At 56.0% G+C, this 12,884-nt stretch carries 15 protein-coding genes; 7 read left to right on the top strand and 8 right to left on the bottom strand.

Going from position 1 to position 12,884, the window contains the following annotated elements; all coding sequences use genetic code 11:
* The first annotated feature begins 35 nt into the window (after positions 1-35).
* Positions 36-1,124, top strand: a complete 1,089-nt coding sequence (locus tag K5I40_RS20720) for an AAA family ATPase (protein WP_223075494.1) — start codon at positions 36-38, stop codon at positions 1,122-1,124.
* A 28-nt stretch (positions 1,125-1,152) separates the two neighbouring features.
* On the opposite strand, the gene K5I40_RS20715 is transcribed toward K5I40_RS20720, so the two are convergent.
* From K5I40_RS20715 to K5I40_RS20690, 6 genes are all read right to left on the bottom strand, one after another.
* A complete protein-coding gene (locus K5I40_RS20715) occupies positions 1,153-2,106 on the bottom strand; it encodes a GlxA family transcriptional regulator (protein WP_138370794.1) in 954 nt (317 codons plus the stop codon).
* A gap of 25 nt (positions 2,107-2,131) precedes the next feature.
* Positions 2,132-2,911: an MBL fold metallo-hydrolase gene (locus K5I40_RS20710; protein WP_223075493.1), complete on the bottom strand. Its 780-nt coding sequence runs from the start codon at positions 2,909-2,911 to the stop codon at positions 2,132-2,134.
* Between the two features lie 139 nt (positions 2,912-3,050).
* Positions 3,051-3,854: a lipoprotein NlpA gene (gene nlpA, locus K5I40_RS20705; RefSeq protein ID WP_039030200.1), complete on the bottom strand. Its 804-nt coding sequence runs from the start codon at positions 3,852-3,854 to the stop codon at positions 3,051-3,053.
* A gap of 169 nt (positions 3,855-4,023) precedes the next feature.
* Positions 4,024-4,422 carry a type II toxin-antitoxin system VapC family toxin gene (locus tag K5I40_RS20700; RefSeq protein WP_223075492.1) on the bottom strand — a complete coding sequence of 133 codons (399 nt, stop codon included), beginning with the start codon at positions 4,420-4,422 and terminating at the stop codon, positions 4,024-4,026.
* 3 nt (positions 4,423-4,425) lie between these two features.
* Positions 4,426-4,686: an antitoxin gene (locus tag K5I40_RS20695; protein ID WP_223075491.1), complete on the bottom strand. Its 261-nt coding sequence runs from the start codon at positions 4,684-4,686 to the stop codon at positions 4,426-4,428.
* A 111-nt stretch (positions 4,687-4,797) separates the two neighbouring features.
* Positions 4,798-6,303, bottom strand: a complete 1,506-nt coding sequence (locus K5I40_RS20690) for an MDR family MFS transporter (RefSeq protein WP_139563902.1) — start codon at positions 6,301-6,303, stop codon at positions 4,798-4,800.
* A 78-nt stretch (positions 6,304-6,381) separates the two neighbouring features.
* Here K5I40_RS20690 and K5I40_RS20685 point away from each other — a divergent pair, with 78 nt between their 5' ends.
* Positions 6,382-7,041: a TetR/AcrR family transcriptional regulator gene (locus K5I40_RS20685; RefSeq protein ID WP_039030202.1), complete on the top strand. Its 660-nt coding sequence runs from the start codon at positions 6,382-6,384 to the stop codon at positions 7,039-7,041.
* Here the strand turns inward: K5I40_RS20685 and K5I40_RS20680 are convergent.
* Positions 7,038-7,457, bottom strand: coding sequence for a GNAT family N-acetyltransferase (locus tag K5I40_RS20680; RefSeq protein WP_223075490.1), 420 nt, complete (start codon positions 7,455-7,457; stop codon positions 7,038-7,040). The genes K5I40_RS20685 and K5I40_RS20680 overlap by 4 nt on opposite strands.
* A 323-nt stretch (positions 7,458-7,780) precedes the next feature.
* On the opposite strand from K5I40_RS20680, the gene K5I40_RS20675 reads away from it, so the two are divergent.
* Complete coding sequence (locus K5I40_RS20675) at positions 7,781-8,077, top strand: YicS family protein (RefSeq protein WP_039030204.1); 297 nt, start codon at positions 7,781-7,783, stop codon at positions 8,075-8,077.
* 36 nt (positions 8,078-8,113) lie between these two features.
* Here K5I40_RS20675 and K5I40_RS20670 read toward each other — a convergent pair whose 3' ends face one another.
* Positions 8,114-9,061, bottom strand: a complete 948-nt coding sequence (locus K5I40_RS20670; protein WP_223075489.1) for a LacI family DNA-binding transcriptional regulator — start codon at positions 9,059-9,061, stop codon at positions 8,114-8,116.
* A 294-nt stretch (positions 9,062-9,355) separates the two neighbouring features.
* On the opposite strand from K5I40_RS20670, the gene K5I40_RS20665 reads away from it, so the two are divergent.
* The 4 genes from K5I40_RS20665 to K5I40_RS20650 are packed head-to-tail and all read left to right on the top strand — an operon-like array spanning position 9,356 to position 12,725.
* Complete coding sequence (locus K5I40_RS20665; protein ID WP_039030206.1) at positions 9,356-9,670, top strand: PTS sugar transporter subunit IIB; 315 nt, start codon at positions 9,356-9,358, stop codon at positions 9,668-9,670.
* Between the two features lie 12 nt (positions 9,671-9,682).
* Positions 9,683-11,008 carry a PTS sugar transporter subunit IIC gene (locus tag K5I40_RS20660; RefSeq protein ID WP_039030207.1) on the top strand — a complete coding sequence of 442 codons (1,326 nt, stop codon included), beginning with the start codon at positions 9,683-9,685 and terminating at the stop codon, positions 11,006-11,008.
* A 17-nt stretch (positions 11,009-11,025) separates the two neighbouring features.
* Positions 11,026-12,411, top strand: coding sequence for a glycoside hydrolase family 1 protein (locus tag K5I40_RS20655; RefSeq protein ID WP_223075488.1), 1,386 nt, complete (start codon positions 11,026-11,028; stop codon positions 12,409-12,411).
* 11 nt (positions 12,412-12,422) lie between these two features.
* Complete coding sequence (locus tag K5I40_RS20650) at positions 12,423-12,725, top strand: PTS lactose/cellobiose transporter subunit IIA (RefSeq protein WP_072250852.1); 303 nt, start codon at positions 12,423-12,425, stop codon at positions 12,723-12,725.
* The last annotated feature ends 159 nt before the right edge of the window (positions 12,726-12,884 follow it).

Here is a 12,884-nt window from a genome sequence, read left to right as displayed (position 1 = left end):
TTTATACAGTTCTAAGACCGCAAAGGGGTACGCTGATGATCAACACCCTGCACATTCAAAACTATCGCTCGATCCGCGACATGTCGCTGGATCTGGAGCAGCTCAACATCGTTTTCGGCCCGAACGGCACCGGAAAATCCAACATCTATAAGGCGATCCATCTGGTGCACAGCGCGGCGCAGGGGCAGTTTTCCCAGGCGCTGGCGAACGAAGGCGGCATTCTGAAGGTGTTCTGGGCGGGCAAAACCCGCAGCGACCAGCTGCGGCGCATGAACCTGGCGGTGGAAACCGAGACCTGGGAATACGAACTGCAGGTGGGCTTTGTTGAGAAGCTGCCCTATCCCTCGCAGTTTCAGCTCGATCCGGTGATCAAAGAGGAGTCCATCTGGCTGAGCGGTCACCAGCGTCGCCCCTCCGCACGCCTGATGCAGCGTAAAAATCAGACCGTGTTTCTCAATAACGTTCACCACGAGAAGGTGACCCACAGCGGCACCCTGTATGAGAACGAATCGGTGTTCGGGCAGCTCGGGGAGCCGCACCTCTACCCGGAGGTGTCGCAGATGCGCGAGTCCCTGCGTAACTGGCGCTTTTATCATGAGTTTTCCGTCGCGTCCGGTTCAGCCATGCGCGCCCCGCAGGTGGGGTTCCGCTCGCCGGTGCTGGCAAGCGACGGCGCAAACCTGGCGGCCGCGTTTCAGACCATCGTCGAGATTGGCGACGAGCTGCTGCTGATGCGCATTCTCGACCAGGCGTTCCCGGGCTGCGTGTTTTACAGCGACAACACCGGGGGGCGCTTTCGCATGATGATGCAGCGCGAAGGCTTAAGCCGACCGCTGGAGCCTGCGGAGTTTTCCGACGGCACGCTGCGTTTTCTGTGCCTGGCGGTGGCGCTGCTCAGCCCGCGTCCGCCCGCCTTTATCGCCCTCAACGAACCGGAAAACAGCCTGCACCCGCAGATGCTGCCTGCCCTGGCGAGCCTGATTGCCGAGGCCAGCCGCTATTCGCAGATATGGCTTACCAGCCATTCGCCGGAGCTGGCGAACCTGATCGAGAAGCACCGATCGTTTTCGCTCTATCAGCTCTCGATGGTGGAGGGAGAGACGAAGATGGCGCGGCTGGGGTAAATGCCGGGTGGCGCTACACTTACCCGGCCTACGATCGCATACGAAAGGTTTTGCGCCACTCCGCCGGGCTGACGCCAAAGCGGGCCTTAAACTGTTGACGCCAGGTCACTGCTGAAAGATATCCCACCTGCTCTGCCACTGCTTCCATCGGCAGATTGCTGCTTTCCAGCAGCAGCTGGCTACGCCGCAGGCGTTCGGCGGTGATCCACTCGATGACGCTCATCCCGGTGGCTTTCATAAAATGGCGGGTCAGCGTGCGGCGGCTCATTGCCACGCTGTCTGCCAGGACATCCAGACTGAGCGGCTGGCTGATATTACGCTGGAGATAGTCGATCAGGTTGTTAATCCGCACATCCCGGGTCGTTTCCGGCACCGGCTGGGCAATAAACTGCGCCTGCCCGCCCTCGCGGTGCGGCGGCACGATCATCCGCCGGGCGATCTGGTTTGCCACCGAGCCGCCAAAGCGCTGACGGATGATATACAGGCAGCAGTCCAGCGCGGCGGCGGTGCCGGCAGAGGTAATGATACGGTCGTCGTCGACGTAAAGGGCGTTGATATCGAGCTGCACGTCCGGGAAAAGCGTCTGAAACTGGCGCTCGAACTCCCAGTGTGTAGCCGCGCGTTTACCGTCGAGAATGCCTGCGTATCCGAGAACAAACGACCCCAGACAGAGCCCGACAATCTCCGCCCCGTTGTCCCTTGCCTGCACCAGGCTGTCGAGCAGCGCCTGCGGCGGACGCTCCAGCACGTGTTGCCAGTAAGGCACCACCACGATATCCGCCTGCCCAATCGCAGAATAATCCTGCGTGGCGTTGAGTGCGAAGCCGTCTGGCGAGGTCAGTAATCCCGGTTTTTCGGCGCAGATCGTGACATTAAAGCGCTTTTCACCCGAAACCGAATCACCAAACAGAATGCAGGGGACGGAGTAGTGGAACGGGCTAAAGCCGTCCACGGCGACAATCGCGACCTTTGTAAGCGGCATTGCTCTCTCCTTTCCCCTGAAAACCTCAGAATATAACGGTTTCGCCGTCCTGGGGAATGGTCAGCACCTCGCTGACCTGATTGTCCTCTGCATACTGGCGCAACGCGCTGCGGGTCAGCAGGCAGTGGTTGATGGCCTCCATGTGGACCGCCACAATTTTCGCCTGCGGTAACAGGAAGTGGAGGTTGAGCACATCCTCCTGGCCCATAATGATCGGCCCAAAACCGATGACATGGGCATAACCGGCATTGATTACCACCACATCCGGCTGATGCTTTTGCAGATCGGTCGCCACCGCCTCGCGCCAGATGGTATCCCCGGCAATGCAGAGCGTCTTTTCGTCAGGGTGACGAAACACCACACCGCAGGCTTCGCCCAGCCGCTCCGCCAGCTCCGGCACCGCATAGGCGCGATCGGTACCGTGCTGACCGCCGTCGGTTTTACTGAGCTGGATGTCGCCAAACCGGCTGTTGTCCGTCAGCACCGTCAGTTTGGTAAAACCCTGGCTGCGCAGCAACTGCGCGTCCTCATCGTTCTGCACGAAAATCGGCTTGTCTTTGGCGATCTGCTCAATCGCATACTGATCCCAGTGATCGGGGTGGGTATGGGTCACGATAACGGCATCGACATCCAGCAGGGTCTCAACCGCGCAGGGCAGCTCTACCATCGGGTTGCGAATTTCCTCCCGCGCGGTGCCGGGGAAACCAGGGTATGCGTCTTTGGGTGCCAGCATCGGGTCAACCAGAAAACGCTTTCCGGCGTAGGTAATGAGCTGTGTCGCGTTACGAATGTGGGTGATGTTCATGGGCTGTTCTCCGGTCTGTGATGCAAAAAGAATAGCCGGAGGGCCAACAGCAGGATGTGGGCTAAAGGGCATTAAGCGATGGGATTGGGCCAACTTATATTGAAGCCGCGGCGATACCTGTCACCGCGGCACGATTATTTTATTCCCAGCCCGGCACAGCGCCGCCGTTAAAGATGGTCTCTGCGGCCTTCGCCACCTCAGGTGACTGATACGACTGGATAAACTCCTTCACGTTTTCCGCATCTTTATTGTCTTCCCGCGTCACCACGATGTTCACGTAGGGCGAATTTTTATCTTCGATAAAGACGCTGTCATGCACCGGCGACAGCCCGGTTTGCTGGAGATAGGTGGTGCTGATAATCGCCACATCCACTTTCGGATCGTCCAGCACGCGCGGCAGTTGCGCCCCTTCCAGCTCCATGATTTTCAGGTTTTTTGGGTTAGCGGTGATGTCCAGCGCCGTCGGCAGCAGACCCACGTCCGGCTTCAGGGCGATCAGTTTTTCGTTTTGCAGCAGCAACAGCGCGCGGCCCAGATTGGTGGGGTCGTTGGGGATGGCGATGGTTGCGCCATCTTTGAGCTCAGACACCGATTTGATCTTGCGGGAATAGCCCGCCATCGGGAAGACAAAGGTATTACCGACGGCCACCAGCTTGTAGCCGTGCGCTTTGTTGTCTTCCGCCAGGAACGGGCGATGCTGGAACACGTTGGCATCCAGCTCGCCGTGGTTGGTCGCGTCGTTTGGCAGCAGCGAGCCGCTAAACCCCACCAGCTCGACGTCGAGGCCAAACTTCTCTTTCGCCACTTTTTTGGCGACTTCCGCCACGTCCTGCTCGGCGCCGTTAATCACGCCGACTTTAATGTGTTTAGCATCGCTGCTGCTTTGGTCACAGCCCGCCAGCAGCAGGCCAGCGAGAAGAAGCGCACCCAATCGAAGTTTCACCGGTCAGTCCTTTTGATAAATGTTTTATCGACTATATCGGCAACCCAGCGGCAGGTTAAAAAACGAAAAGGAATCAATAAGAAGGATAAGTTATATGCAGGTTTTGCCGGGTGACTGCGTGCCGGGGTTTTGTAGGCCCGGTAAGCGTAGCGCCACCGGGCGTGGTACGTCATGCTGCGGTAGTCCAGTCTTCGACTGTCAGTTCCTGCACCATCCCAAAGGCCTGATCGTTAGTCACAATTGTCGTTCCGCGACTGAGCGCATGCGCTGCGATCAACTGATCGAGATCGCCCATGACTTTCCCGCGCTTTTCCATATCGGCACGTAGCTTGCCGTATATTGCCGCGGCGTCACTGTCCCAGTCACAGATGGTGATAGTTTTCAGAAAGGCCGATATGGTTTCATGCAATGCATGGCTTTGCTTTTTGGCGACGCCATAAAGCAGTTCAGCTTCTGTTACGCTTGAAATACACATATCTTCTGGCGCTATTTGAGAATAGTGATTGACCACCCTGGGGTGCTGTCTCACGAGGTGGCTGACTATGTTAGTGTCCAGCATATGCAGCATCTTTTATAACCCTTCAAAAGGATCTCTTGTCGTATAGCTCTGATTGCGCTCTTCCTTGCTCAGGAATGAATCAGGGAAATGAGTCTGCTTTAATAAACGCAAAAAATGTTCTCTGTGGCGTTCTTTCTCTGACATTGCCCTCAAAACAACATTCCCCTCTTCATCCCGCCGGATGTACACACTCTCCGTCTCAAAGGCGAATTCATCAGGCAGGAGCACCGCCTGATTGCGTCCCTTTTTGATCACTTTTGCTTTGCGTTCCATTGCCACCTCTGCTGCTTTATTGACCAGGTCAAAGCATGCGCCAGCACAGGGAAGGAAGACAAGCCACAGCGTTCAAATTCGGAAAGCGACTCGCAACAAATAACCGAATCGCTAACTCCTTGCTTCTCCCTTGCGCAGCGGCGCCTCGCGCAAAAACCACGACAGCACAAAAGCCAGCACCATAATCCCGGCAGCCATCAGGAACACCGCATGAATGGCGGAGCCAAAGGCGTCCAGATAGTCCAGGCGCAGAGCATCCGGCAGGTGATGGATGGCAGTCGGGTTCATCTCCCGCGGCAACTCGGTGCCCTCGGGAATGCGCGCCATCAGGCCCGACTGCAACACGTGGGTGAAGACCGCGCCAAACAGCGCCACGCCAATTGCCCCGCCGATGGAGCGGAACAGGGTCACGCCGGACGTCGCCACTCCGTACTGATCCGCAGACACGCTGTTCTGCACCGCCAGCACCAGCACCTGCATTACCAGGCCCAGCCCCGCCCCCAGTACGCCGGTAAACAGGTACAGCTGCCAGACAGGCGACGCAATAGTGATCCGCGTAAGCAAGGCCATGCCCACCACACCCAGCAGGGTCCCGAGGATCGGGAAAAGACGGTATTTCCCGGTGCGGCTGATAATGCGCCCGCTGATAATCGAGGTCAGCAACAGCCCACCCATTAGAGGGATGAGCTGTAGACCGGCCTCGGTCGGGGTGGCCTCTTTGACAATCTGCAGATAGAGCGGGAGGAAGGTCACCGAGCCAAACAGCGACATACCGATGATAAAGCCAATCAGGCTGCAGAGCAGGAAGCTGCGATCCCGGAAGAGCGACAGCGGAATAATCGGCTCCCACGCCAGCCGCTCCTCATAGATAAACCCGGCGATCCCCGTCAGGCCAAAGGCCAGAATGCACCACAGCTGCGGGTCGCTCCACTCGCGTACCGTGCCCCCTTCGCTGGTAAACAGGATGATGCACAGCAGCGCCATGCTGAGGTAAATCGCCCCCAGATAGTCGATCTCATGCTTGTTGCGCTTCGCGCTGCCGTGGAATACCGCGCCGATCACCAGCAGGGCAAACAGCCCCAGCGGCAGGTTGATGTAGAAAATCCAGCGCCAGGAGGCGTGCTGCACCAGAAAGCCGCCCACCAGCGGGCCGATCACCGTCGCGAGACCAAAGACCCCGCCGAATAAACCCTGATAGCGACCGCGCTCCGCAGGGGGGATCACGTCGGCCACCGCCGCCATGCTGATCACCATCAGACCACCGCCGCCCAAACCTTGCAGGGCGCGCATTAGCACCAGCTGGGTCATGTTCTGCGCCAGCCCGCACAGGGCTGAGCCCACCAGAAACAGGACAATGGCGATCTGCAGAACAATTTTGCGGCCAAAGAGATCGCCAAACTTGCCGTACAGCGGCACCACAATCGTGGAACTCAGAATATAGGCCGTGACGACCCAGGAGAGCTTATCCAGACCGCCCAGCTCACCCACAATGGTGGGCAGCGCCGTGGAGACGATGGTCTGATCGAGGGCCGAGAGCAGCATCACCAGCAGCAGCGCGCTGAACAGCAGCCGCACCGAGGGCGCGTTTTTGGTTTGCGTTGTCGAATCGGACACCATGAAACACCGCTTGAAATTAATTAATTGGATAATTAATATTTAATGAAGTTATGAATCAGGTCAAGGGATCCTCCGCGCATGTCAGCACATAAAGATAATTCTGAGCCCACGCCACAGGCCCGCCGCCCCGGTCGTCCGCGCGGGAGCAAACCCACCGCCACCAGCCGGGAACAGCTGCTGGATATCGCCCTGGATCTCTTTGCCCGTCAGGGGATTGCCCGCACGTCACTCAACGCCATTGCCAGAGAGGCCGGCGTGACGCCCGCGATGCTCCACTACTACTTCAATTCCCGGGAGCAACTGCTCGACGCAATGATCGAGGAGCGCTTTTTGCCGCTGCGCAGCGCCATCGCCACGCTTTTCAGCGCCCACCCGGACGATCCGGTGACTGCCCTGACGTTAATGGTTGAAAAGCTGGCCGAACTGGCCGTGGAACACCACTGGTTCGCACCGCTGTGGATGCAGGAGGTGATTGGTGAAATGCCGGTGCTGCGTGCGCATCTGCAGGCCCGGTTTGGCGATGAGAAATATCAGGCGACGCTCGAAACCGTCGCCCGCTGGCAGCAGGAGGGCAAACTGAACCGCGACCTGGCGCCGGAGCTGCTGTTCACCACCCTGTTAAGCCTGGTGCTGGTGCCCTTTTCGCGGATGCGCAATGACGAGAGGTTACGCGCCCTCTCGCCTGAGCAGATCGTGCGTCATGCGCTGGCGGTGATCGGTAGCGGTATTGGCGCTTAAAGCGCCTTCGACAGGTAATGGCGCTGTATTCCCTCGTACGGAAAATCTTCCAGCGTCATGGTCACCTGATAGCCCTGCTTTTCATAAAACGGACGCGCCTGGAAACTGAAGGTATCCACCAGCGCATGCCGGCATCCCTGTTTCCGCGCTTCGTCTTCGGCGACCTGCATCAGCTGGCCCCCAAGCCCGTTGCCGCGTATTTCATCGCTAACCCACAGATATTTAATGTTCAGCCACTCGCCCTGGCGGTTGCCGATCAGCCCCCCGCGCATTTTTCCGTTCTCATCACGGGCATAGACGGCGATATCACTCGCCACGCGGGAGAAACTAATAAACTGGCTGTTATAGATCCGCAGTCCCTGCAGTAACTCTTCCTGTTCATGTTCAGTAATGATGTCGGTAATACTCAGTTGCATATCATTCCCCCGTTACGTTGCACATCGACTATCGCACACTGAGCCCAGGAAACAATCGCTAAATTCTGGCGTTGTGCTGGCAAAAAAATGTAAGTGCAATCAACGCAAAACCCCCCTTTGCGAGCAGCATCAACCTTTGTGCGCTGTCCGTCCCTCTCCGTCACAAATTTTTCTTCCGGGCTTGCCTGTACCCCAAATTCTGCGGCTACGCTTAGTCGTACCCCTGCGCAACTATTGGCAAAATTAATACTTTCGGCTTGGGTCGCAAAGGCGGATGTAACGATATATTTCATAAACGTGTGTGTTTTTTTCCGGAGGTTTCCATGAAGTCAGCGCACCTGTTTTGCCTCATCGTCTGCCTGCTTTTCGCCGCCTTCGTTCATGCTCAGGAGATGAACGACCCGGTAAAATTAGAGCAGATGAAACAGGCGGTTTTAAAGGATGTGAAGAAAGCCTGTTCCCCGCAACGCAAGCAAACCGATAAAGAGTGGCAGGCGATGATTATGGCTTCTGAGGCGAATCAGATGCTGGTCAAAAATGCGGTGGTGGCGATGGAGCGGAACAACCAGGAAGGTTACTGGGATGCCGTCAATCAGGTGGACTGCATGGAGGATTACTGATTACGCATAAAGGGGCCATTAAGCCCCCTTAGTTTTTTAGCGCCGCACATCCGGAATAATTAAATCCCCGCGCAGCACATACGACCCGAGCATCTGGGTCTTCTCATTCAGCCAGCTGACGATCCGTGCCGCCATGGCATCCATCGAGTACTCAATTGCCGGAATGGTCGGAATGCCCGGCAGATGCAGCGATCCCGCAAGGCTGAACACCATGATGTCCCCCGGTACGGACCGGTTGAAAGCCTGCAGCTGCGGGATCACCCGCTGTGCTTCCTGCTCGTCGGCCACCAGTAAGGCGTTGAAATTGACCGTACTGGCGTTGTTGAGCAGCTCCTGCAGCGCCACGGAGGAGGAGGTGGCGTCCATAAAGACCAGGTTGCGATTAAACGGCAGGAAGTTTTTCTCCAGCCCATGCTTGTAGCCCAGCAGCACCTGATCGGCAAAACCACTGCCGTGCGGGTGGATCAGGGCAATCTGACGGCGCCCCTGGCTGGCGAGAAAGTTACAGGCGGTTTCCGCGGCAAAAGCATGGTCGTACTGTATGCTGTTGACGTTGTTGGTTTCCATGCAGTCCACCAGGATGACGTTCTCCTGATCGATGTGCAGCGGGAAACGGGCACCGATAATCAGAATGTCATCGCATAACCCGCAGGAGAGCTCTTCCAGCGCGTTCATGACCTCGGCTTTGGAGTTGGCGAAGCGAAGCAGCAGGTGCTTCTGGTGCTGGCTGAGATGTTTTTCCAGCGCGTACAGATAACCGGTGGTCTGGTTAATGTTGTCCTGGGCGCAGATCACCCCGATACAGCCGGTTGACTGGCTGAGCAGCGACTGGGCAATCACGTTTGGCCGATAGTTCAGCTCTTCCACTGCTTTCAGTACGGCCTGGCGGCTGGCTTCCTTCACGCCGCGCGACCCGCTCAACACCCGTGATACCGTGGCTTTAGACACCCCGGCCAGACGTGATACATCGTTGATTGTAGACATCTTTTTCCCCTGACAGGTCTCTCCTGGCCCCTGTAATTCCCGATCCCACTTCGGCTCATATTATAGCCATTCAGGAGTATATCTGTTTCCGTTTTCCATGGAAACCGATTTTCCGTTTCCACTCTAACTGATGCAAAAGCAGCCAAAATATGTGACCCAAATCCGATTACCAGGCCCCATAAGTAATGGATCTTGATGGCTGTCACACTTCTGTCTTATATGGATGGAAACCGGTTTCCATATGTTATCCAATCATCTCCGCAATAACTATTTACATTTTGAGGATGGTTGTCGATGTTCAAGATTATGCTGTGCTGTTCTGCCGGGATGTCCACCAGTCTGCTGGTACGGAAAATGGTCGAAGCCGCGGACGAACGCGGTTTACCTGTCAAAATCGATGCTTACGGTGTTGCAGAATTTGATACGCAGTTTCCGCAATACCAGGTCGTGCTTCTCGGGCCGCAAGTCAAATACATGTTAAAAACGCTCTCAGACAAGGCTGCTACGCAAGGTGTGCCGGTACAAGCCATTGATATGATGGACTACGGTATGCAACGTGGTGATAAGGTGCTGGACTATGCTCTGTCGCTCATTGAAGCGGCACACTAAGAAGGTGTTCTCATGAGTTCGTTATATCAATCTATGGTTGCCGTCATTGAGCAGTCCATCGCGCCGCTGGCGGGCAAACTGGGCCAGCAGAAGTACGTAATTGCCATCCGCGACGGTTTTACCGCCGCGCTGCCGTTCATGATCATCGGCTCGTTTATGCTGGTGTTCATCTTCCCGCCGTTCTCCGCGGATACCACCAACAGCTTTGCCCGCGGCTGGCTGGACTTTTCTGAGACCTACCGTGAACAGCTGATGCTGCCATTTAACCTCAGCATGGGCGTGATGACCTTCTTTATCTCCGTGGGCATTGGTGCGAGCCTCGGGCGTCAGTTTAACCTCGATCCGGTGATGTCCGGCCTGCTGGCGTTTATGGCGTTCCTGCTGGTGGCCGCCCCGTATGCCGACGGCAAAATCTCCACCCAGTATCTGTCGGGCCAGGGGATCTTCACCGCGCTAATCACCTCTATCTATGCTACCCGCGTTTACGCGTGGCTGAAGGATCACAAAGTCACCATCCGTCTGCCGAAAGAAGTGCCGACCGGCGTGGCGCGTTCGTTTGAGATCCTGATCCCGGTCGTGGTCATCATCGGTACTCTGCACCCGCTGAACCTGTTTATCGAAGCCCAGACCGGTATGATCATCCCGCAGGCGATTATGCACCTGCTGGAGCCGCTGGTTTCCGCTTCGGATTCCCTGCCCGCTATCCTGCTCTCCGTGCTGCTGTGCCAGATCTTCTGGTTCGCTGGCATCCACGGCGCGCTGATCGTGACCGGGATTATGAACCCATTCTGGATGGCTAACCTCTCCGCCAACCAGGCCGCGCTGGCTGCCGGCGCTGCGCTGCCGCACGTCTATCTGCAGGGCTTCTGGGACCACTACCTGCTGATCGGCGGCGTTGGCTCTACCCTGCCGCTGGCCTTCCTGCTGCTGCGTAGCCGCGTAACGCACCTGCGTACCATTGGTAAAATGGGCGTGGTGCCAAGTTTCTTTAACATCAACGAGCCTATTCTGTTCGGTGCGCCGATCATCATGAACCCGATGCTGTTTATTCCGTTCGTGTTCGTTCCGATGATCAACGCTTGTCTGGCGTATACCGCCACCAAACTCGGCTGGCTGGCACAGGTTGTGTCGCTGACGCCGTGGACGACCCCGGCTCCGATTGGTGCCTCCTGGGCGGCAAACTGGGCCCTGAGTCCGGTGGTGATGTGCGTCATTTGTATGGTGATGTCGGCGCTGATGTATTTACCGTTCCTGCGTGCTTATGAGCGTTCTCTGGTGAAAACCGAAGAGCAGAAAGCGCAGGCGACCGTAGGTGCAGCAGAGACCGTCGGCAATTAAGTCAAAGAGGACGATTTATGAAATATGCATTTCCCGAGAACTTCTGGTGGGGTAGCGCCTGTTCTGCAACTCAAACCGAAGGGGAAAGCCAAAGCAGTGGTAAAGGATTATCCATCTGGGATCACTGGTTTGCCAAAGAGCCGAATCGCTTTCACAACGGGGTGGGGCCGCAGAATACGTCCACGTTTTATCAGCACTGGAAAGCCGACATTCAGCTGTTAAAGCAGCTGAACCACAATAGCTTTCGCACCTCGATAAGCTGGGCGCGCCTGATCCCGGACGGCACCGGGGAAGTGAACCAGGAGGCGGTGGCCTTCTACAACCAGGTGATCGACGAACTGATCGCCCAGGGCATCAAGCCGTTTATCACCCTGTTCCACTTCGACATGCCGATGGCGATGCAGGAGATTGGCGGCTGGGAAAACCGGGATGTGGTGGCGGCTTATGGTCGTTACGCAGAAACCTGCTTTAAGCTTTTTGGCGATCGGGTAATGCACTGGTTTACCTTTAACGAGCCGATTGTGCCGGTAGAGGGCGGGTATCTGTATGATTTCCACTACCCGAACGTGGTCGATTTCCGTCGTGCGGCCACGGTGGCTTATCACACCGTACTGGCCCATGCGCAGGCGGTTCGCGCCTTTCGCGCCGGGCATCACCCCGGTGAGATTGGCATCGTGCTGAACCTGACTCCGTCCTATCCGCGTTCACAGAACCCGGCGGACGTGAAAGCCGCGCACCATTGCGATCTGCTGTTTAACCGCAGCTTCCTCGACCCGGTGCTGTGCGGTGAATACCCGGCGGACCTGGTGGCGATGCTGAAAGCGCACGATCAGCTGCCAGCCTGTTTGCCGGAAGACAGCGCGCTGATTGCTGACGGTAAAATCGACCTGCTGGGCATTAACTACTACCAGCCGCGTCGGGTGAAGTGTCGTGATACGGCCATTAATCCGAACGCGCCGTTTATGCCGGAATGGTTCTTCGACAGCTACGAGATGCCGGGACGCAAGATGAACCCGTATCGCGGCTGGGAAATCTACGAGCCGGGTATTTACGATATTCTCATTAACCTGCGCGATAATTACGGCAACCCACGCTGTTTTATTTCTGAAAATGGAATGGGCGTCGAAAACGAGCAGCGTTTTATTGAGAACGGCCAGATTAACGACCAATATCGTATCGACTTTATTTCTGAACATCTTAAATGGCTGCATAGAGGTATTAGCGAAGGCAGTAATTGTCTTGGCTACCATATGTGGACATTTATTGATAACTGGTCGTGGTGCAATGCGTATAAAAACCGCTATGGTTTTGTCCAGCTCGATTTAGAGACACAGCAGCGTACCATTAAAAAGAGCGGAGAATGGTTTGCCCAAACCTCTCTGAATAATAGTTTCGATAAATAGAGTAAGAGATGATGATTGCCTTAGAAGAAGCCGTAATGGAAATCATCGTCAATGCTGGTCAGTCGCGCAGCCTGTGCTTTGAAGCACTGCATGCTGCGCGGCAGGGCAACTTTGACGAAGCGAAAAGCCTGCTGCGCGAAGCCGATGGTTACGCGCGCCAGGCGCACCATATGCAGACCAAACTCATCGAGCAGGACGCGGGCGAAGCCCGTCAGCCGATGACCTTAATTATGGTGCACGCTCAGGATCATTTAATGAACTCGCTGCTGGCCCGTGAATTATCCGAAGAGATTATTCATTTATATCAGCGCTAATATTTAAATATCAGTGATGGAGATAGTCTTACGATAATATTGTAAAGCCTCTGTACCCATAAAATAAAAATCAACTTGTTCTGATGATAGCGACATATTCTGTCAATCCGGAACGGGGTGGTTATTGTCTGAATAAAATTTAAATATATTGAGATAACC

The sequence above is a fragment of the Leclercia sp. LTM14 genome (genome assembly GCF_023736175.1).
GTDB lineage: Bacteria > Pseudomonadota > Gammaproteobacteria > Enterobacterales > Enterobacteriaceae > Enterobacter > Enterobacter barmai.
This window is presented reverse-complemented; position numbering and strand designations above follow the sequence as displayed.

Coding starts and splice junctions, on each gene's coding strand:
- K5I40_RS20720 (WP_223075494.1), top strand. CDS start 36: ATGATCAACACCCTGCACATTCAAAACTATCGCTCGATCCGCGACATG.
- K5I40_RS20715 (WP_138370794.1), bottom strand. CDS start 2,106: ATGCCGCTTACAAAGGTCGCGATTGTCGCCGTGGACGGCTTTAGCCCG.
- K5I40_RS20710 (WP_223075493.1), bottom strand. CDS start 2,911: ATGAACATCACCCACATTCGTAACGCGACACAGCTCATTACCTACGCC.
- K5I40_RS20700 (WP_223075492.1), bottom strand. CDS start 4,422: ATGCTGCATATGCTGGACACTAACATAGTCAGCCACCTCGTGAGACAG.
- K5I40_RS20695 (WP_223075491.1), bottom strand. CDS start 4,686: ATGGAACGCAAAGCAAAAGTGATCAAAAAGGGACGCAATCAGGCGGTG.
- K5I40_RS20690 (WP_139563902.1), bottom strand. CDS start 6,303: ATGGTGTCCGATTCGACAACGCAAACCAAAAACGCGCCCTCGGTGCGG.
- K5I40_RS20685 (WP_039030202.1), top strand. CDS start 6,382: ATGTCAGCACATAAAGATAATTCTGAGCCCACGCCACAGGCCCGCCGC.
- K5I40_RS20680 (WP_223075490.1), bottom strand. CDS start 7,457: ATGCAACTGAGTATTACCGACATCATTACTGAACATGAACAGGAAGAG.
- K5I40_RS20675 (WP_039030204.1), top strand. CDS start 7,781: ATGAAGTCAGCGCACCTGTTTTGCCTCATCGTCTGCCTGCTTTTCGCC.
- K5I40_RS20670 (WP_223075489.1), bottom strand. CDS start 9,061: ATGTCTACAATCAACGATGTATCACGTCTGGCCGGGGTGTCTAAAGCC.
- K5I40_RS20665 (WP_039030206.1), top strand. CDS start 9,356: ATGTTCAAGATTATGCTGTGCTGTTCTGCCGGGATGTCCACCAGTCTG.
- K5I40_RS20660 (WP_039030207.1), top strand. CDS start 9,683: ATGAGTTCGTTATATCAATCTATGGTTGCCGTCATTGAGCAGTCCATC.
- K5I40_RS20655 (WP_223075488.1), top strand. CDS start 11,026: ATGAAATATGCATTTCCCGAGAACTTCTGGTGGGGTAGCGCCTGTTCT.
- K5I40_RS20650 (WP_072250852.1), top strand. CDS start 12,423: ATGATTGCCTTAGAAGAAGCCGTAATGGAAATCATCGTCAATGCTGGT.